Below are 19490 nucleotides of genomic sequence, written 5' to 3'. Positions count from 1 at the left end.
GGCATAAAGATGGTCCGTTGGTCAAGGGGTTAAGACACCGCCTTTTCACGGCGGTAACACGGGTTCGAATCCCGTACGGACTATACTTGAGTAACTTAGGTTACTCTTTTTATTTTGTTTCTTTTTCTTATATGTTATAATATAGTATAATATTATTTTTGAGGTGAATATATGTCTAAAGTTTTTGTGTTTGGTCACCAAAATCCTGATTCTGATGCTATTGGTTCTTCTTATGGTTACGCTTATTTGAAACGCCAACTTGGTGTTGATGCTGAGGCTGTTGCTTTGGGTACTCCAAATGAAGAGACTGCTTTTGTACTTGACTATTTTTCTGTAGATGCTCCTCGTGTTGTTGAGTCAGCACAGTCAGAGGGTGTAAATCAAGTTATTCTTACTGACCATAATGAGTTTCAACAATCTATTTCAGATATTAAGGAAGTAGAAGTTATTGAAGTAGTGGATCACCACCGTGTGGCTAACTTTGAGACAGCTAATCCATTAATGATGCGTTTAGAACCTGTAGGTTCAGCTTCTTCGATTGTTTATCGCATGTTTAAAGAAAATAATGTTGAAGTTCCTAAAGATGTCGCTGGTTTGCTCTTGTCAGGTTTGATTTCTGATACTCTTCTTCTTAAATCTCCAACTACCCATGCTTCAGACCCTGGAGTAGCAGCTGAACTTGCAGAAATTGCTGGTGTTAATTTGGAAGAATATGGACTTGCTATGCTTAAAGCTGGTACTAATCTTTCTTCTAAATCTGCTGAAGAACTTATTGATATTGATGCAAAAACTTTTGAATTGAATGGTAATCAAGTTCGTGTTGCACAGGTTAATACAGTTGATATTGCCGATGTTCTTTCTCGTCAAGAGGAAATCGAAGAAGCTATTACTGACTCAATTAAAAGCAATGGATACTCTGACTTTGTGTTAATGATTACTGATATTCTTAATTCAAATTCAGAAATTCTTACACTTGGTTCAAATACTGATAAAGTTGAAAATGCTTTTGATTTTGTTTTGGAAAATAATCATGCTTTCCTTGAAGGTGCCGTTTCTCGTAAGAAACAAGTAGTACCACAGTTGACTGAAAGCTTTAATGCATAAAATTAGGCCGTCAGGCCTTTTTTTAGTGGTCTGAATAATGGTATAATACTTCTTATGATAATACAATTTAACCCAAACAAACTATGTAAGCAAACTCTTTTTATGGAAATAGTGAATTATCTATATCTTAATCAGCCTGTGACGCTGAGAGCAATAAAAAGGCAGTTTCCTTTTCAAAAGAATATCGATAAATTAATTGAGGAGTTTGTAAAAGCAGGCTATATTGAACGTTTCGAGAAACGTTATCGTTTATTAATTAGTCTTGTGTCAGATTCTTCTAAAATTGATTTAGATCAGCATTTTTTTATTAATGATGATTCTACTTGTTATTTAGAACTATTAAATCGTAGATTTGTTACTGAGATAAGTAATTCTACTAATGAAGTTGTCATTATTGAACAAACGAGTATCACGAGAGATGATCTTACAATTTCAAACTATTTCTATAAATTAAGAGAAAATCTACCATTATCGGAAGAGCAGAATAGATTATATGATATATTAGGGGATGTTAATCCTGAATATTTTTAAAAAATGTTACGACTTTTCTTTTAAAATACGTTAGGAAGGAATATGCACTTCAAAAAAGGAGGAATATTTTTGTTGATGCTTTAGAATTATTAGGGTATCTTATTCAAGTAGAAGAAGGTCGTTATCTTTTGAATATGGACTTAGATTCTGAAGCATTAGTTTTTAGTGCAAAAAAAAGACTAGTTTTATTACTAGTCTTTTTTATGACAACTTTAACGATTCCTTAGTTCAAGATAACGTTTGTACCAGATGTTAACATAAGATTGTGAAAATGGCCCTTTACCATTGTTAATCCAATCTACTAAGATTTTAACATGTTCCTTTAAGATATAGTCAATATCAGGAGAGTAATGCATTTCTTTTTTATGTGTTTCATACTCATCTACATCTAGCAATTTTTTTTCACCATCAGCGAAGACTTTGACATCTAGGTCATAGTCAATATATTTTAGCGCTTCTTGGTCCAAAACATAGGGACTGGCTAAATTGCAGTAGTAGGAAATGCCGTTATCCCTAATCATGGCTATAATATTAAACCAGTATTTTTTGTGGAAATAAACAATAGCAGGTTCACGCGTTACCCATCGTCTTCCGTCTGCTTCAGTAACGAGGGTGTGATCGTTAACGCCAATAACAGCATTCTCAGTTGTCTTTAGTACCATAGTATCGCGCCAAGTACGGTGCAATCTACCATCATGCTTATAACTTTGAATTGTGATAAAGTCGCCTTCTTTTGGTAATTTCATGGCGTCCTCTTTCTACAATAAGGGTTATCTTCATTATTGTATCATAATTTTGAGAAAAGAGGGGGAATTCCTAGAAATATTCTCTTAGAGCGGAGGCTATAGCATTAAAGTCATAACCTTTTCGGGCCAAAGATTGTGTTAGGCGTTGCTTGAGTTCATAACCGTCGTATTTTTTACTAAATTTTTGATATTGCTTTTCTATTTCTTTATAAAGGAGAGTTTGTTCATTTTCTTCATCGGCTTCTAGTTCTAGTTGGTCAATAGCTTGCTTACTTTCTTGGAATGCAAAGCCTTTATTAATGAGGTTCTGAGTCAATTTATCCTTTAGAGATTTGGTTGGTAATTTTCCTTGATATTTTCTTAATAATTTTGAAGCTACTTTAATTGCTACTTCCGAGAAATCAAACTGGGTTAATACCTCGTCAATGACTTGTTTCTCACAGCCTTTTTGTAGCCATTTTTGCTTCAAGACATAGGCACCTTTATCTCCGGAATTTAAATTCTGTTGAGCTAGGCTTTCTAGAAGTTTATAATCATCAATCCAATGGTCTTTCTTTAGATTATCAATGATTTGGGGAATTATATGTGGATTTATTTCATGCTTAAAAAGATAATCTCTTACTTCTTTTTCCGTACGTTGTTTAAAGGAAATAAAATAGAGGGCCAGATTTTTACCATGTGAGAACTGCGCAAAGTTTTTAATATCTTCTAGCTGATTTTTACTTAGTGTCTTTTCTTTTGTTAACATGTACTTGACGACGGTGTCTTCTGTAACATAGAGACTCTCTTTTTGGTCTATCTCGACGAGATAGAGTTTTTTTTTCTTTTCGATTTTTGTGATTTTCATAGTTATTATTATATCAAAATGTTAGAATGGTAGTATGAATTTACAAGTGAAACAACGTATCCCACTTAAGATTAAACGCATGGGGATCAATGGTGAGGGCATTGGTTTTTATAAAAAAACATTGGTTTTTGTTCCTGGAGCTTTGAAGGGGGAAGAGGTATTTTGTCAGATTGTTTCGGTTAAGAGAAACTTTGTTCAGGCAAAACTATTAAAGATTAATAAAGCTTCCAAGTTTCGTGTTGAACCTAAATGTGGTGTCTATGAAGAGTGTGGTGGTTGCCAGTTGATGCATCTTCGTTATGATAAACAATTAGAGTTTAAAACGGATCTATTAGGACAAGCCTTGAAAAAGTTCAAACCGGCTAATTTTGAGTCTTATGAGATTCGTCAAACAATTGGGATGGAGCAACCACAACATTATCGTGCTAAACTACAATTTCAAACACGTTCTTTTGGTGGCTCAGTTAAAGCAGGCTTATTTGCGGAAGGAAGTCATCGACTAATCAATATTGATGATTGCCTGGTTCAAGATGAGTTAACGCAAGCGATGATGAATAAGGTTACAAGTTTGCTAGATAAATACAAGTTACCGATTTATAATGAGCGCAAAATTTCTGGGATTCGCACAGTTATGATACGACGTGCTTTAGGGTCTAATCAGGTCCAGCTAATTTTTGTAACATCTAAGTCTGTTTCTTTGACTAAGTTGGTGAAGGAGTTAACTTTACGTTATCCTGAAATTGTAACAGTTGCTATCAATTATAACTATTCGAAATCCAGTGAGATTTATGGCCAAGAGACGGAAATTATCTGGGGTCAAGATACAATCCAAGAAGAGGTGCTGGACTATAACTTCGCACTTTCTCCTCGTGCCTTTTACCAGTTGAACCCTAAGCAAACTGAAGTGCTCTATAGTCAGGCCGTTGAAGCTTTGGAAGTGGATAAGGATGAACACCTTATTGATGCTTATTGTGGGGTTGGTACTATTGGACTTGCTTTTGCAAATAAGGTAAAGAGTATTCGCGGTATGGATATCATTCCTGAGGCTATTGAGGATGCTAGGAAGAATGCCAAATCACTTGGCCTGGGAAATACTCACTATGAGGTGGGGAAAGCAGAAGATATCATTCCACGTTGGTACAAGGAAGGTTATCGAGCAGATGCTCTTATTGTGGATCCTCCTAGAACTGGTTTAGATGATAAGCTACTTAAAACGATACTGGACTACACTCCTGAAAAAATGGTATATGTTTCATGTAATGTATCTACTTTGGCTAGAGACCTAGTTTCTTTGGCTAAAGTATATGATGTTAATTATATCCAGTCAGTAGACATGTTTCCTCATACAGCTCGAACAGAAGCAGTTGTGAAGCTAACTAAGAAAATGTGACAAAACCTAACATAAAAAACAAGAAATTTTCAAAATTGTTGGAAAATTTCTTTATTTTTCTAAAAAATAGGAGTATAATAGGCTTATCGATTTTTTTAAGGAGGAGCGTATGAAGAAGAGCTTCATTCATCAACAAAAGGAAATTTCTTTTGTTAAAAATACTTTCACACGGTATTTAATTGATAAACTTGACGTCGTTGAAGTGCAAGGGCCTATTTTGAGTAAGGTCGGGGATGGTATGCAGGATAATTTAAGTGGTATTGAAAATCCTGTAACTGTTAATGTACTTCAGATTCCTGACGCGACATACGAAGTTGTTCACTCATTAGCAAAATGGAAACGCCACACTTTGGCTCGTTTTGGTTTTAATGAAGGTGAAGGGCTTGTGGTTAATATGAAGGCTCTTCGTCCAGATGAAGACTCATTGGATGCAACGCACTCTGTTTATGTTGACCAATGGGATTGGGAAAAGGTTATTCCTGATGGACATCGTAATATTGCGTATTTGAAGGAAACCGTCGAGACAATCTACAAAGTCATTCGTTTGACTGAGCTTGCTGTTGAGGCACGTTACGATATTGAAGCCGTCTTACCTAAGAAAATTACCTTCATCCATTCAGAAGAGCTTGTTGAGAAGTACCCTGATTTGACACCAAAAGAGCGTGAAGATGCTATTACTAAAGAATATGGTGCTGTATTCTTGATTGGTATTGGTGGTGTACTTCCTGACGGGAAACCGCATGATGGTCGTGCACCTGACTATGATGACTGGACAACTGAGTCTGAGAACGGTTATCATGGTTTGAATGGAGATATTTTGGTTTGGAATGAGCAATTAGGACATGCTTTTGAGTTATCATCAATGGGGATTCGTGTTGATGAAGATGCACTTAAACGTCAGGTTGAAATTACTGGCGACCAAGATCGTTTGAAATTGGATTGGCACCAAGCCTTGTTACATGGCTTATTCCCACTAACAATTGGTGGTGGTATTGGTCAATCACGCATGGCTATGTTCTTGCTACGTAAGAAACATATCGGTGAGGTTCAAACTTCAGTTTGGCCAGATGCCGTTCGTGAAACTTACGAAAATATCTTGTAAAAAGAGTACTAACGAAAGTTAGTGCTTTTTAATTTGGAATAAATTGTGCATTATTGATTAGAAAATGTGTTATTGGACTAGGTATCGTGAGAGTTGAATATATTTTCATTATAAAGAAAAACCTATCCCTTGTAGGAGATAGGTTATAAAATTAGTTGTTGCTACGGAAAAATGCGTCATAGAGCGCTCTAACGGCCTCTTTCTCTTGTTCAGTTTCAATTACAAACATGACAGAAACTTCACTTGATCCCTGAGAAATCATTTCAAGGTTAATGTGTTTTTCAGAGAGTGCTTTGGCCGCTGTCGCTGTAACACCGATGTGGTCTCTCATATTTTCACCAACAATCACGAGGATAGAAAGGCCATGTTCAATTTCAACTTCATCAACACCAAGTTCACGCGTCAAGTAAGAGAGAATTTCTTGTTCTTTGATTGGGGTAAGTTCACGTTCTCGAATGATGATTGAAAGGTCATCAATTCCAGAAGGCATGTGTTCCCAACGGATGTTTAAATCTTCCAAGATTTGTAGCACCTTACGTCCGAAACCTACCTCGCGGTTCATGAGGTATTTACTCATATTGATGCTGACAAACTTGTCATCGCTAGCAATACCAACAACTGGAACGGTTGCTCCCTGGTGTTCAAGAATAATACGTGTGCCTGGGTGGTCCGGATTATTGGTGTTCTTGATAACTAATGGAATCTTACCACGATATGCTGGGAGGAGAGCTTCATCATGAAGAACCGAGAATCCAGCATATGCCAACTCACGCATTTCTTTGTAAGTCAACTCTGGAATAGAGTGCGGTTCATGTACTACACCTGGGTGGGCTGCGAAAATACCATCTACATCTGTAAAGTTTTCATATAGGTCGGCTTTAACACCTGCAGCTACGATAGAGCCTGTGATATCAGAGCCTCCTCGTGAGAATGTACAAATTTGATTATCAGAGGTGACCCCAAAGAATCCAGGAATAATCAGAACCTCATCTGATTCACGAAGTTCTTCTAACTTATCATATGAACCTGGAAGAATACGGGCGTTGCCTGGCTCACTTGAGACCAAGATACCAGCTTCGCGAGGATGAACGTAGCGTGCTTCAATATCGTTGTTGCGGAAATATTCAGCAATTAATTTTGCATTATTGTCCTCTCCAGCAGCTAGGAAGGTATCATAGAGGAAATTGTTATCTTCGATAGGAAGCGTAGCGAGGTCAGTAATAGCTTTAGAAATGTTTACTATCTCTTTTGATTTGAAACCTAGTTCATCAACCATAGCTTGGTAGCGGTTAATAATCCATTCTTGGTCAGCTTTAACATCAGCACCCTTTATATAGTGTTTGTAGTATTTAATTAGGGCGTCTGTAACTTTGGTATCCTCATCGTTACGTTTACCAGGGGCAGAGACAACGACAAAGCGGCGTTCAGGGTCAGATTTTACAATGTTTAAGACTTTTTCTAATTGTGTTGCTGAAGCGAGTGAGCTTCCGCCAAATTTGATGACTTTCATAGTTACTCCAAAAAATTATAAATTACTCTACAATTATAGCAAAATTCTGACAATTTGTCACATTGTTTTTAAAAACGACTAAGATTTAGTCTGATTATGATACAATAAAGGAAGAAAAGGAGGATATCCCGTGGTAGAGGCAATTATTTTTGATATGGATGGTGTCCTTTTTGACACTGAAAAATATTATTATGATCGACGGGCAAGTTTTTTAGGCCAAAAAGGTATTTCAATAGATCATTTACCCCCGTCTTTCTTTATAGGTGGAAATACTAAGCAGGTTTGGGAAAATATTCTCAGAGATGATTATGATAAGTGGGATGTGTCAACTTTACAAGAAGAGTACAATACTTATAAACAAAATAATCCCTTACCCTATAAAGAATTAATTTTTCCTGATGTTTTAAAGGTTTTAAATGAAGTGAAATCTCAAGGGTTGAAAATAGGCTTAGCCTCTAGCTCAGTGAAAGCAGATATCTTTAGAGCTTTGGAGGAAAATCGTTTGCAAGGTTTCTTTGATGTTGTTCTCTCAGGAGAGGAATTCAAAGATAGTAAACCCAATCCAGAGATTTATTTGACAGCGTTAAAGCAATTAAACGTGCAAGCAAATCGTGCTCTTATCATTGAAGATAGTGAAAAAGGAATTGCTGCTGGAGTAGCTGCAGGTGTAGAGGTCTGGGCGATTAAAGATAATCGGTTTGGTATGGATCAAAGTGCTGCAAAAGGTTTATTGGATAGTCTTACAGATGTTTTAGACTTAATAAATTAGAAAACAACACCGAGCTTTTCTTCTCGGTGTTTTGATGTGTGAAATTAAAAAAATCTAAGTTTATGTTGACCTTTAGGTGGACTATGGTATACTAGGAAATAACTAATAGATAATTTGATTATCAAATTATCTATTAGTCAAATGAAATTATGATAAGAAATCAAATAAGATGCGGTTTTGATATAGTAACTAGTTGTCGGAAGGAGTGCTAAAATGGCTTACGAAACGATTCTTTATAGTGTTGAGGAGGGAGTGGCAACATTAACTCTCAATCGCCCTGAAGTGCAAAATGGATTTAACATTCCAGTTTGTGATGAGATTATGGCTGCAATCGAGGAAGCAGGGCAAGATGCATCTGTGAAGTTCTTGGTTATCAATGCTAATGGGAAAGTCTTTTCTGTCGGTGGAGACCTTGATCAAATGAAAAAAGCTGTTGCTGTAGATGATGTACAATCTTTGGTTCGTATTGCTGAGCAAGTGAATGAAATTTCTTTTGCTCTTAAAAAATTGCCTAAGCCAGTCATCATGGTTGTTGATGGCCCCTGTGCAGGTGCTGCTGCTAACTTAGCAGTTGCAGCAGATTTTACAATTGCATCTGAAAAAGCTAAATTTATTCAAGCTTTCGTAGGTGTTGGTTTGGCCCCTGATGCTGGTGGTCTTTACCTTTTGACTCGTTCAATTGGTATTAATCGTGCTACTCAAATTACCATGACAGGAGAGCCTGTGTCAGCTGAGAAAGCTTTAGATTGGGGAATTGCTTACAAGGTAGTCGATTCAGAAAAGCTTGAGAAAACAGTGAGTCAGTTAATTAAGAAATTAAATCGTTCTTCAGTTAATTCATTCAAAGCAATTAAAGAAATGGTTTGGGAATCTGAATTTGCAGGTTGGGAAAATTATGCTAAGCTGGAGCTTGATTTGCAGAAATCTCTTGCATTTACAGAGGACTTTAAAGAAGGTGTACGTGCTTATAGTGAGCGTCGCCGTCCTAAATTCCAAGGGAAATAAACTTGTTTTCAGAAATTAAAACTAAAGCTTTCAAATTGGACTTGCTAAATTAGTTTGAGTCTGATATAATTTGAAAATCAAATCTTATTGAAAGGAGTCTGGTGTGAATTACGATAAAATTAATGGCTATCTTGTTGATATTTTTAATAACGTCGTTATTATCGAAGAAGCAAGTTTGAAAAATTCAAAGTTTAATGATGTTTCCCTCAAGGAAATGCATACCATTGATGTGATTGGTACACACTCAGATACGACCCCAAGTGCAGTTGCTAGAGAGCTTATGTTAACTCTTGGTACTGTAACAACTTCTCTCAATAAACTTGAAAAGAAAGGATATATTATTCGTACGCGATCATCTGTTGATCGTCGTGTGGTCCATCTATCACTTTCTAAAAAAGGTCGTCTGGTATATCGTCTTCACCGTGGTTTCCATAAATCAATGGTGATGCGGATTACAGAAGGCTTTAACGACGAGGAATTAAAGGTTATGAGCAAGGGCTTGGAAAATCTCCATGCCTTTCTTGAGGAGTTAAAATAATGGCATTTGCAAAAATTAGTCAGGTTGCCCATTATGCACCTGCTCAGGTCGTGACCAATGATGACCTATCTAAAATCATGGATACCAGTGATGAGTGGATTCGCTCACGTACAGGGATTCAAGAACGTCGCATTTCATTAAATGAGAATACCAGTGATTTAGCTACCAATGTTGCTTATCAGCTGTTGGAAAAGTCGGGATTATCTCCTGAAGAGCTAGACTTTGTTTTAGTTGCAACGATTTCTCCTGATAACTCAATGCCGTCAGTGGCAGCACGTGTTCAAGGAACAATTGGAGCAGTTAATGCCTTCGCTTTTGATATTACTGCGGCATGTAGTGGTTTTGTCTTTGCTTTAGCAACCGCAGAAAAATTGATAAAGTCAGGTGCTTACAAAAAAGGTTTAGTCATTGGTGCTGAAGTTCTTTCAAAAACTTTAGACTGGTCTGATCGTACAACAGCAGTTCTTTTTGGAGATGGTGCTGGCGGTGTTTTATTAGAAGAATCTGAAGAAGAACATTTTTTTGGTGAATCTTTAAATACCGACGGTAGCAAGGGCGGTCTTGAGTCAGGAGCCTCTGCAGTTATTTCGCCTTATTCTGATGGTACTGAGCAACCTAATCCCTATATGCAAATGGATGGTAAAGCAATTTTTGATTTTGCTGTGAAGACTGTTTCGAAGAGTATTAAAGCATTGGTTGAAGAAAAAGGTGATCCTGATTACTTCCTTCTTCATCAAGCTAATATTCGTATTTTGGATATTATGGCTAAGAAAATTGATGTCAGTCGTGATAAATTTCTGGCTAACATGATGTCTTATGGTAATACCAGTGCGGCAAGTATTCCAATCTTGCTTTCTGAAAATGTGTCGAATGGGACTCTCCAATTAGGCAGTGATCAAACAATTCTTCTCTCAGGTTTTGGCGGGGGTTTGACATGGGGCAGTCTAATTGTTAAAATCTAGTTATATAAATTATGCACCAGCATAGATTATAAGAAATATATTTATCTTAAAGGAGAAAATAAAATGGCAGTATTTGAAAAAGTACAAGAAATCATTGTTGAAGAACTTGGGAAAGATGCAGAAGAAGTAAAAGTAGAAACTACTTTTGACGAACTTGATGCTGATTCACTTGATGTATTCCAAGTTATTTCAGAAATCGAAGATGAATTCGATATTCAAATCGAAACTGAAGAAGGTCTTAACACTGTTGGTGACCTTGTTGCTTACGTAGAAGAGAAAACTAAATAAGCAGGTCATAGAGAATATTCTTATTAGGGATATTCTCCTTTGTTTATACAATTACTTTGATTATTAAACTATTTATTTGATTAGAAAATCGAAAAAAGGTGAAAAATGAAATCTCGTATTACAGAACTGTTAGGAATTAAATATCCAATCTTCCAAGGTGGTATGGCCTGGGTTGCTGATGGTGACTTGGCTGGAGCCGTTTCAAATGCTGGTGGACTCGGAATTATTGGTGGCGGTAATGCCCCTAAAGAAGTGGTAAAAGCTAATATTGACAGAGTAAAACAAATCACTGACAAGCCATTCGGTGTTAATATTATGCTTTTGTCGCCATTTGTTGACGATATTGTTGACCTTGTTATTGAAGAAGGTGTAAAAGTTGTTACAACTGGTGCAGGAAACCCAGGTAAATATATGGAACGTTTTCACGAAGCTGGAATTACAGTAATCCCAGTTGTTCCATCGGTTGCACTCGCTAAACGTATGGAAAAATTGGGAGCGGATGCTGTTGTCGCAGAAGGTATGGAAGCTGGTGGTCACATCGGTAAATTGACAACTATGGCTCTTGTTCGCCAAGTTGCAGACGCAGTTTCTATTCCTGTAATTGGTGCCGGTGGTGTTGCTGATGGACGTGGTATGGCTGCTGTTCTCATGCTTGGAGCAGAAGCTGTGCAGGTTGGTACGCGTTTCGCTGTTGCCAAGGAATCTAACGCTCACCAAAACTTCAAGGATAAGATTTTGAAGGCTAAAGATATCGATACTGTGATTTCTGCTTCTGTTGTAGGACACCCTGTTCGTGCCATTAAGAATAAGTTGGCTACAGAGTACAATCAGGCTGAAAAAGATTTCTTAGCTGGCAAGAAAACTCAAGAGGAAATTGAAGAGCTTGGTGCAGGTGCACTTCGTAATGCCGTTGTTGATGGAGATGTGGAATATGGTTCAGTTATGGCTGGACAAATTGCAGGTCTTGTTCGTAAAGAAGAAACGTGTGCAGAAATCTTGGAAGATTTGTACACAGGTGCTGCAAAGGTAATTAAAGAAGAAGCTGCTCGTTGGGCAGATGTAAACGTCTAAAAACGTCGAAAGGATTAGGATAGTGACAAAACGTGCGTTCTTATTTGCTGGTCAAGGGGCTCAGAAATTGGGCATGGCGAGCGATTTGTATGCGACTTATCCCGTTGCCAAAGAAACATTTGATACGGCTAGTCGTATTCTAGGTTATGATTTGCGTGAATTGATTGATTCTAACGAAGAAAAACTTAATCAGACACGCTATACTCAACCAGCTATTTTGACAACGTCAGTAGCCATTTATCGTCTCTTGACAGAAAATGGAATCACTCCTGATATTGTTGCTGGCCTGTCTTTGGGTGAATATTCTGCCCTAGTTGCGGCTGGTGCCCTCTCATTTGAGGATGCAGTAGCTTTGGTTGCTAAACGTGGAGAATTCATGGAAACAGCGGCTCCTGCTGGAGGTGGGAAGATGGTTGCTGTCATGAATACAGATTCAAGTTTGATTGAAGAAATCTGTCAAAAAGCATCTGAAAAGGGTGTAGTAACGCCTGCTAACTATAATACTCCAGCACAAATTGTTATTGGTGGTGAAATTGAGGCTGTTGATTATGCTGTGGAATTGCTTAAAGAAGCTGGTGCAAAACGCTTGATTCCTCTTAATGTATCAGGTCCATTCCATACAGCTTTACTTGAATCAGCTAGTCAAAAATTGGCAGAAGAACTGGAGAAAGTGTCATTTAATGACTTTGCTCTCCCTTTGGTAGGTAATACTGAGGCTCAAATTATGAAGTCAGAAGACGTCAAAACTCTTTTGGCTCGTCAGGTGATGGAACCTGTACGTTTTTATGATTCGATTGCCACTATCCAAGAATTTGGTGTAGATGAAGTAATTGAGATTGGTCCAGGAAAAGTTTTGTCAGGTTTCTTGAAGAAAATTGATAAAACCCTACCAACTCATAATGTTGAAGATCAAGCTAGTCTTGATGCCCTTCTTAATGCTTAAAACGAGGTAAACATGGAACTTAAGAATAAAAATGTTTTTGTAACAGGTTCAACACGTGGAATTGGATTAGCTGTGGCACACAAATTTGCTAGTCTTGGTGCCAATGTTGTTCTAAATGGACGTTCTGAAATCTCTGAGGACTTGCTTGCACAGTTTGCAGATTATGGTGTAACTGTTGTAGGTATCTCAGGTGATATTTCTAACGGTGAAGATGCTAAACGTATGGTAGCTGAAGCTATTGAAAATCTTGGTAGTGTTGATGTGCTAGTTAATAATGCTGGTATCACTAACGATAAGTTGATGTTGAAGATGAGTGAAGAAGATTTTGAACGTGTCTTGAAAATCAACTTGACTGGTGCTTTCAATATGACACAGGCTGTCTTAAAACCAATGTCTAAGGCTCGTCAAGGTGCCATCATCAATATGTCATCTGTTGTAGGTATCATGGGGAATATTGGTCAAGCTAACTATGCAGCTTCAAAAGCTGGTTTGATTGGTTTCACTAAATCAGTAGCTCGTGAAGTTGCGGCCCGTGGTGTCCGTGTCAATGCTATCGCTCCTGGTTTCATTGAATCAGATATGACTGACGCTATTCCAGAGAAAATGAAAGATGCTATGATTGCTCAAGTACCAATGAAACGTATTGGTCAAGCAGAAGAAGTAGCTGAAGTTGCAGCATTCTTGGCTAGTCAAGAATATCTCACAGGTCAAACAATCGCTATTGATGGTGGTATGACCATGCAATAATTGATTTTCAATATCAAAAAATCATTTACTAGAATATCCATCCGACAAAAGGAGAATATATATGTCTACAAATCGTGTTGTTGTTACAGGTTACGGTGTAACCTCGCCAATCGGTAATACACCAGAAGAATTTTGGAACAGTCTTCATGACGGTAAGATTGGTATTAAGCCAATCACTAAGTTTGATGCTTCTGAAATCCCGGTCTTTAACGCTGGTGAAATCCAAGACTTCCCATTCGACAAGTATTTTGTGAAAAAAGATACTAACCGTATGGACACTTATTCACTTTATGCGATTTATGCTGCTATGGAAGCTCTTGAAAATTCAGGACTTAACATGGAAGAAGTAAATCGTGATCGCGTTGGTGTTATCGTGTCATCTGGTATCGGTGGTTTGCAAGAACTTGAAGATCAAATTATCCGCATGCATGAACGTGGTATGAGACGTATCAAGCCAATGTTTATTCCTAAAGCTCTCTCAAACATGGGTGCAGGGAACATTGCTCTTAAGATTGGTGCTCAAGGGGTATGTAAATCAGTGACAACTGCCTGTGCCTCTGCCAATGATGCTATCGGTGAAGCCTTCCGTGAAATTAAATTCGGTTTGCACGATGTTGTCTTGGCTGGTGGTGCTGAAGCTTCAATCACTAAGATTGGTATCGGTGGTTTCAATGCCCTTACAGCCCTTTCAACAACAGAAGATCCAGAACGTTCTTCAATTCCATTTGATAAAGACCGTAATGGTTTTGTTATGGGTGAAGGTGCTGGGGTTCTTGTTATTGAAAGCTTGGAACATGCGCAAAAACGTGGTGCCAACATCTTGGTTGAGATTGTTGGTTACGGATCAAACTGTGATGCCTACCATATGACAACGCCAACTCCAGACGGTTCAGGAGCTGCTAAAGCAATTAAATTGGCTATCAATGAAGCTGGTATCAAACCTGAAGATGTTGACTATGTCAATGCTCACGGTACTTCAACACCTGCCAACGAAAAAGGAGAAAGTGGTGCTATTGTGTCTGTACTTGGTAAAGATGTTCCAGTTTCATCTACTAAATCATTTACAGGACACTTGCTTGGTGCTGCTGGTGCCGTTGAAGCGATTGCAACAATCGAAGCTATTCGTCATAGCTATGTACCGAAAACTGCTGGTACCAAAGAATTGTCTGACTACATCGAAGCGAATGTTGTCTACGGTCAAGGTCAAGAAGCTGATATCAAGTATGCCATCTCAAATACTTTTGGTTTCGGTGGACACAATGCTGTTCTTGCCTTCAAACGTTGGGAGGACTAATCTATGAATATTTCTGAAATTAAAGATTTGTTGGCTCAATTTGATGCATCAACTTTACGTGAATTTTCATACAAAAATAACGGTGAAGAATTGAACTTGAGCAAAAATCAAACAAGTTCAGTAACAGCTGCTCCAGTAGCTCCTACAGTTGAAGTAGTTGCGCCAGCTCCTCAAGCTCCAGTTGCTCCAGTAGCAGCACCTGCCGCTGTTGAAACTCCAGCAACACCAGTTGAAGAAGCTTCTGCTCCTGCTCAAGCTGCTGAAGGTGAAGTGGTTGAAAGTCCACTTGTTGGTGTGGCTTACTTGTCTCCATCACCTGAAAAACCAGCCTTTGTTTCTGTTGGTGATACTGTTAAGAAAGGTCAAACGCTTCTTATTGTTGAAGCTATGAAGGTCATGAATGAAGTGCCAGCACCTAAAGATGGTGTTATCACTGAAATCTTGGTAACAAACGAAGAAGTTGTTGACTACGGAAAGGGATTGGTACGCATCAAATGACAATTGATATTAATGCTATTCGTGAGGCTTTGCCACACCGTTACCCAATGCTTTTGGTTGACCGTGTTTTAGAAGTTTCAGAAGATGAAATCACAGCTATTAAAAATGTAACTATCAATGAACCTTTCTTCAATGGACATTTTCCTCAATACCCAGTTATGCCAGGTGTTCTCATCATGGAAGCACTTGCGCAAACTGCTGGTGTTCTTGAATTGTCAAAACCTGAAAATAAAGGTAAGTTAGTCTTTTACGCAGGTATGGATAAGGTTAAATTTAAAAAACAGGTTGTCCCAGGGGACCAACTTGTTATGACAGCTAAGTTTGTAAAACGTCGTGGAACAATTGCTGTTGTTGAAGCGAAAGCGGAAGTCGATGGTAAACTTGCTGCATCAGGTACTTTGACTTTTGCTATTGGAAGCTGATGTTTTGTGAAAATCCTTCTGGCGACAGTCGGAAAGGATTTTTCTTTAGACATTGGTCTATCACATAGAAAGGAAATCAACACAGACTCTTATAAAGATGTCTGATGTTATCTTGTTTTATGTTTAAAAAATTATTGATTGCCAATCGTGGTGAAATTGCAGTTCGTATTATCCGTGCAGCGCGTGAATTGGGAATCCAAACAGTTGCTATCTATTCTGAAGCGGATAGGGATTCTCTCCATACTATGCTTGCTGATGAAGCTATCTGTATTGGTCCAGCAAGATCAACTGATTCTTATTTGAATATGAATCGTGTCCTATCAGCTGCTATTGTGACTGAGGCTCAAGCTATTCACCCAGGGTTTGGTTTCTTGAGTGAAAACTCTAAATTTTCCACTCTCTGTGAAGAAATGAACATCAAGTTTATTGGTCCCTCAGGCAAAGTCATGGACAAGATGGGTGACAAAATCAATGCTCGTGCTGAAATGATTAGGGCCAATGTCCCTGTAATCCCTGGTTCAGATGGTGAAGTCTTTACGGCTGAAGAGGCTTTAGAAGTTGCCAAACGCCTTGGTTACCCAGTGATGCTTAAGGCTTCTGCAGGTGGTGGCGGTAAAGGAATTCGTAAGGTCAACACTGAAGAAGAATTGGCTCCGGCCTTCGAATCTGCGTCACAGGAAGCTAAAGCAGCCTTTGGTAATGGGGCAATGTATATCGAGAAAGTTATTTACCCAGCTCGTCATATTGAGGTTCAAATTTTGGGAGATAGCTATGGTAACATTGTTCACCTAGGTGAACGTGATTGCTCTCTTCAACGTAATAACCAAAAGGTTTTGGAAGAATCACCTTCAGTTGCTATTGGTAAGACACTTCGTCACGAAATTGGTTCAGCGGCTGTCCGTGCCGCTAAGGCTGTTAATTATGAAAATGCGGGTACTATCGAGTTTCTTCTTGATGAAAAATCAGGTCAGTTTTACTTTATGGAAATGAATACCCGTGTTCAAGTTGAGCACCCAGTTACTGAATTTGTAAGTGGTGTGGATATTGTTAAAGAACAAATCCGTATTGCTGCAGGTGAAAAATTATCTGTGACTCAAGACGACATTGAAATTAAGGGACATGCCATTGAGTGTCGTATCAATGCGGAAAATCCTAAGTTCAACTTTGCTCCTAGCCCAGGGAAAATTAGCAATCTCTACCTGCCTAGTGGTGGTGTTGGCCTTCGTGTGGACAGTGCTGTCTATCCAGGCTATACCATTCCACCTTACTATGATTCAATGATTGCAAAAATCATTGTTCATGGAGAAAATCGATTTGAGGCACTCATGAAGATGCAACGTGCTCTTTACGAACTTGAAATCGATGGAGTTGTGACAAATGCTGACTTCCAGTTGGATTTGATTTCAGATCGTAGCGTTATCGCTGGAGATTATGACACATCATTCTTGATGGAAACTTTCCTACCAGAATATCAGAATCGTGAGGAATAAAGTTTATGGGATTATTTGATCGAAAAGAAAAGTATATCCGTATCAATCCTAACCGTTCTGTACGTAATGGGGTTGATCAGCAGGTGCCAGAAGTACCAGATGAGCTTTTTGCCAAATGTCCTGGCTGTAAGCAAGCTATTTATCAAAAGGACTTGGGACAAGCTAAAATCTGTCCAAACTGTTCTTATACCTTTCGTATTTCAGCAAAAGAACGTCTTGATTTAACGGTTGATGAGGGAACTTTCCAAGAACTGTTTACAGGTATTAAAACTGAAAACCCATTAAATTTCCCAGGTTATATGGAGAAGCTAGCAGCTACCAAGGAAAAAACTGGTCTTGATGAAGCTGTTGTGACTGGTGTTGCAACTATCAAGGGGCAAAAAACAGCCTTGGCCATTATGGATTCTAACTTTATCATGGCTTCAATGGGAACTGTTGTTGGTGAAAAAATCACAAAACTCTTTGAGTATGCGATTTCTGAAAAACTTCCAGTTGTTATTTTTACAGCTTCTGGTGGTGCCCGTATGCAAGAGGGAATCATGAGTTTGATGCAAATGGCTAAGGTATCAGCAGCAGTAAAACGTCATTCGAACGCTGGCTTGTTGTACTTGACTGTCTTGACAGATCCAACCACTGGTGGGGTTACAGCAAGTTTTGCCATGGAAGGCGATATCATCTTGGCTGAGCCACAAACTTTGATTGGCTTTGCAGGTCGTCGTGTCATTGAAAATACAGTTCGAGAAACTTTGCCAGATGATTTTCAAAAGGCCGAGTTCCTTCAGGAACATGGTTTTGTTGATGCCATTGTCAAACGTACAGAGTTGGCTGATACTATTGCCACACTCTTATCATTCCATGGAGGTGTTCAATGAGCGACGTAGCACGTATTTTAAAAGAAGCGCGTGACCAAGGCCGTTTAACGGCTTTGGACTTTGCCCACGGAATCTTTGATGATTTCATCGAACTTCATGGTGACCGTAATTTCCGTGATGATGGTGCCGTTATCGGTGGTATTGGTCGCTTAAATGGCCAAGCCGTTACAGTAGTGGGTATCCAAAAAGGTAAAAACCTCCAAGATAATCTCAATCGAAACTTTGGTCAACCTCATCCAGAGGGCTACCGTAAGGCTCTTCGCCTCATGAAACAGGCTGAAAAGTTTGGTCGTCCAGTTGTTACCTTTATCAATACTGCAGGTGCTTATCCTGGTGTCGGAGCAGAGGAACGTGGACAGGGTGAGGCTATTGCTCGTAACCTTATGGAAATGAGTGACCTTAAGGTGCCAATTATTGCCATTATCATTGGTGAAGGTGGTTCTGGCGGTGCTCTTGCTTTGGCAGTAGCTGATAAGGTTTGGATGCTTGAAAATACCGTCTATTCTATCTTGAGTCCTGAAGGGTTTGCAACCATTCTCTGGAAAGATGGTTCGCGTTCAGAAGAGGCAGCAGAGTTGATGAAGATTACATCAGGCGAGCTGCTTAACATGGGAATCGTTGATAAGGTGATCCCAGAACGTGGTTACTTTACTAGTGAAATTATTGAAGCGATTAAGACAGCTATCATAGATGAATTGGCAGAATTAAGCCAATTATCAACAGAAGACTTGCTTGACGCGCGTTATCAACGTTTTAGAAAATATTAAAAAACATTGGGTTATTACTCCCAATGTTTTTTTAGACGGTATGACGTTCGAAGGCTTGGTCTGAGATGCCTTGTTCAAGGATAAGTTTAGCCCATTCCTTAGCTGAATGAAGGCTGTGATCCTTATAGTTACCACAAGATTCAATGGTGGTTCCTGGAACATCTTCCCAAGTAATTTCGTTTGCAATAGCTTCAAGACTAGATTTGATAACTTTGGCAATTTCTGTAGGATCTTGTTTACCCCACATAATCATATGGAAACCTGTACGGCAACCAAATGGTGAGCAATCAATAAGTCCATCGATACGTTGACGAATTAGTTTAGCGAGCAGGTGTTCGATAGTATGAAGACCACCTGTATCGATACTATTTTCGTTAGGTTGGATCAAACGGATATCGAAGTTTGTAATGATATCTCCTTTAGGTCCAACTTCCTCTGAAATAAGACGGACATAAGGTGCTTTAACAATAGTGTGATCAAGTTCAAAACTTTCAACAGTAACGTCCTTTGGCATGATAATACCTCCCTATTCTAATAAAGTTATCATACCATAAAATCAACTTAAAGTTCTAGTATTTATTTGAGTAATAGATG

21 protein-coding genes, 1 tRNA gene and 1 pseudogene are annotated in these 19490 nt (G+C 38.6%); 19 read left to right on the top strand and 4 right to left on the bottom strand.

The window, feature by feature from the left end; genetic code table 11:
• Positions 1-11 precede the first annotated feature (11 nt).
• The 3 genes and pseudogenes from HMPREF9425_RS10085 (at position 12) to HMPREF9425_RS07315 (ending at position 1862) form a co-directional block, all read left to right on the top strand.
• Positions 12-83 (top strand) — tRNA-Glu (locus HMPREF9425_RS10085).
• Between the two features lie 88 nt (positions 84-171).
• A complete protein-coding gene (locus tag HMPREF9425_RS07320) occupies positions 172-1104 on the top strand; it encodes a manganese-dependent inorganic pyrophosphatase (RefSeq protein WP_003097884.1) in 933 nt (310 codons plus the stop codon).
• Positions 1105-1158: 54 nt separating this feature from the next.
• Positions 1159-1862: pseudogene (locus tag HMPREF9425_RS07315) on the top strand (DUF1803 domain-containing protein).
• Here HMPREF9425_RS07315 and ntdP read toward each other — a convergent pair.
• Complete coding sequence (ntdP, locus tag HMPREF9425_RS07310; protein ID WP_003097880.1) at positions 1848-2381, bottom strand: nucleoside tri-diphosphate phosphatase; 534 nt, start codon at positions 2379-2381, stop codon at positions 1848-1850. The pseudogene HMPREF9425_RS07315 and the gene ntdP overlap by 15 nt on opposite strands.
• A gap of 70 nt (positions 2382-2451) precedes the next feature.
• Positions 2452-3228 carry a recombination regulator RecX gene (gene recX / locus HMPREF9425_RS07305; RefSeq protein ID WP_003097878.1) on the bottom strand — a complete coding sequence of 259 codons (777 nt, stop codon included), beginning with the start codon at positions 3226-3228 and terminating at the stop codon, positions 2452-2454.
• A gap of 34 nt (positions 3229-3262) precedes the next feature.
• Here recX and rlmD point away from each other — a divergent pair, with 34 nt between their 5' ends.
• Together rlmD and asnA are read left to right on the top strand one after the other, a co-directional pair.
• Positions 3263-4618, top strand: a complete 1356-nt coding sequence (gene rlmD / locus HMPREF9425_RS07300) for a 23S rRNA (uracil(1939)-C(5))-methyltransferase RlmD (RefSeq protein WP_003097877.1) — start codon at positions 3263-3265, stop codon at positions 4616-4618.
• Positions 4619-4727: 109 nt separating this feature from the next.
• Positions 4728-5720: an aspartate--ammonia ligase gene (asnA, locus tag HMPREF9425_RS07295; RefSeq protein WP_003095518.1), complete on the top strand. Its 993-nt coding sequence runs from the start codon at positions 4728-4730 to the stop codon at positions 5718-5720.
• Between the two features lie 151 nt (positions 5721-5871).
• Here the strand turns inward: asnA and HMPREF9425_RS07290 are convergent, their stop codons facing one another.
• Complete coding sequence (locus tag HMPREF9425_RS07290; RefSeq protein ID WP_003097874.1) at positions 5872-7230, bottom strand: aspartate kinase; 1359 nt, start codon at positions 7228-7230, stop codon at positions 5872-5874.
• A gap of 130 nt (positions 7231-7360) precedes the next feature.
• Between HMPREF9425_RS07290 and HMPREF9425_RS07285 the strand changes: the two genes are divergently transcribed.
• From HMPREF9425_RS07285 to HMPREF9425_RS07220, 14 genes are all read left to right on the top strand, one after another.
• Complete coding sequence (locus tag HMPREF9425_RS07285; RefSeq protein WP_003097873.1) at positions 7361-7999, top strand: HAD family hydrolase; 639 nt, start codon at positions 7361-7363, stop codon at positions 7997-7999.
• Between the two features lie 213 nt (positions 8000-8212).
• Entirely contained in the window at positions 8213-9004 is a 792-nt protein-coding gene (locus HMPREF9425_RS07280; RefSeq protein ID WP_003097871.1) for an enoyl-CoA hydratase, read from the top strand.
• Between the two features lie 103 nt (positions 9005-9107).
• Positions 9108-9542 carry a fatty acid biosynthesis transcriptional regulator FabT gene (fabT, locus tag HMPREF9425_RS07275; protein WP_003097868.1) on the top strand — a complete coding sequence of 145 codons (435 nt, stop codon included), beginning with the start codon at positions 9108-9110 and terminating at the stop codon, positions 9540-9542.
• On the top strand, positions 9542-10504 hold the full coding sequence (locus HMPREF9425_RS07270; protein ID WP_003097866.1) for a beta-ketoacyl-ACP synthase III: 963 nt from the start codon (positions 9542-9544) through the stop codon (positions 10502-10504). The genes fabT and HMPREF9425_RS07270 overlap by 1 nt, the downstream gene beginning before the upstream one ends.
• A 63-nt stretch (positions 10505-10567) precedes the next feature.
• Positions 10568-10792 carry an acyl carrier protein gene (locus tag HMPREF9425_RS07265; protein ID WP_002885495.1) on the top strand — a complete coding sequence of 75 codons (225 nt, stop codon included), beginning with the start codon at positions 10568-10570 and terminating at the stop codon, positions 10790-10792.
• Between the two features lie 105 nt (positions 10793-10897).
• Positions 10898-11863 carry an enoyl-[acyl-carrier-protein] reductase FabK gene (gene fabK, locus HMPREF9425_RS07260; RefSeq protein WP_003097864.1) on the top strand — a complete coding sequence of 322 codons (966 nt, stop codon included), beginning with the start codon at positions 10898-10900 and terminating at the stop codon, positions 11861-11863.
• Positions 11864-11885: 22 nt separating this feature from the next.
• Positions 11886-12806, top strand: coding sequence for an ACP S-malonyltransferase (gene fabD, locus HMPREF9425_RS07255; protein ID WP_003097862.1), 921 nt, complete (start codon positions 11886-11888; stop codon positions 12804-12806).
• Positions 12807-12818: 12 nt separating this feature from the next.
• Positions 12819-13553 (top strand): 3-oxoacyl-[acyl-carrier-protein] reductase, encoded by a 735-nt coding sequence (gene fabG / locus HMPREF9425_RS07250; RefSeq protein ID WP_003097860.1) that lies wholly within the window; start codon positions 12819-12821, stop codon positions 13551-13553.
• 61 nt (positions 13554-13614) lie between these two features.
• Complete coding sequence (gene fabF / locus HMPREF9425_RS07245; protein WP_003097858.1) at positions 13615-14847, top strand: beta-ketoacyl-ACP synthase II; 1233 nt, start codon at positions 13615-13617, stop codon at positions 14845-14847.
• Between the two features lie 3 nt (positions 14848-14850).
• Positions 14851-15345, top strand: a complete 495-nt coding sequence (gene accB, locus HMPREF9425_RS07240) for an acetyl-CoA carboxylase biotin carboxyl carrier protein (RefSeq protein ID WP_003097857.1) — start codon at positions 14851-14853, stop codon at positions 15343-15345.
• Positions 15342-15767, top strand: a complete 426-nt coding sequence (fabZ, locus tag HMPREF9425_RS07235; protein ID WP_002885470.1) for a 3-hydroxyacyl-ACP dehydratase FabZ — start codon at positions 15342-15344, stop codon at positions 15765-15767. Before accB ends, fabZ begins: the two co-directional genes overlap by 4 nt.
• A 119-nt stretch (positions 15768-15886) precedes the next feature.
• Complete coding sequence (locus HMPREF9425_RS07230) at positions 15887-17257, top strand: acetyl-CoA carboxylase biotin carboxylase subunit (RefSeq protein ID WP_003095475.1); 1371 nt, start codon at positions 15887-15889, stop codon at positions 17255-17257.
• Positions 17258-17262: 5 nt separating this feature from the next.
• Positions 17263-18129: an acetyl-CoA carboxylase, carboxyltransferase subunit beta gene (accD, locus tag HMPREF9425_RS07225; protein ID WP_003097855.1), complete on the top strand. Its 867-nt coding sequence runs from the start codon at positions 17263-17265 to the stop codon at positions 18127-18129.
• Positions 18126-18896, top strand: coding sequence for an acetyl-CoA carboxylase carboxyl transferase subunit alpha (locus HMPREF9425_RS07220; protein ID WP_003097852.1), 771 nt, complete (start codon positions 18126-18128; stop codon positions 18894-18896). Before accD ends, HMPREF9425_RS07220 begins: the two co-directional genes overlap by 4 nt.
• A 31-nt stretch (positions 18897-18927) precedes the next feature.
• On the opposite strand, the gene HMPREF9425_RS07215 is transcribed toward HMPREF9425_RS07220, so the two are convergent.
• Positions 18928-19410, bottom strand: coding sequence for an S-ribosylhomocysteine lyase (locus HMPREF9425_RS07215; RefSeq protein ID WP_002885585.1), 483 nt, complete (start codon positions 19408-19410; stop codon positions 18928-18930).
• Positions 19411-19490 lie beyond the last annotated feature (80 nt).

Source organism: Streptococcus vestibularis ATCC 49124 (assembly GCF_000188295.1).
Classification (GTDB): domain Bacteria; phylum Bacillota; class Bacilli; order Lactobacillales; family Streptococcaceae; genus Streptococcus; species Streptococcus vestibularis.
The sequence above is the reverse complement of the archived record's forward strand: the minus strand, read 5'-3'. Positions and strand labels throughout refer to the sequence as shown.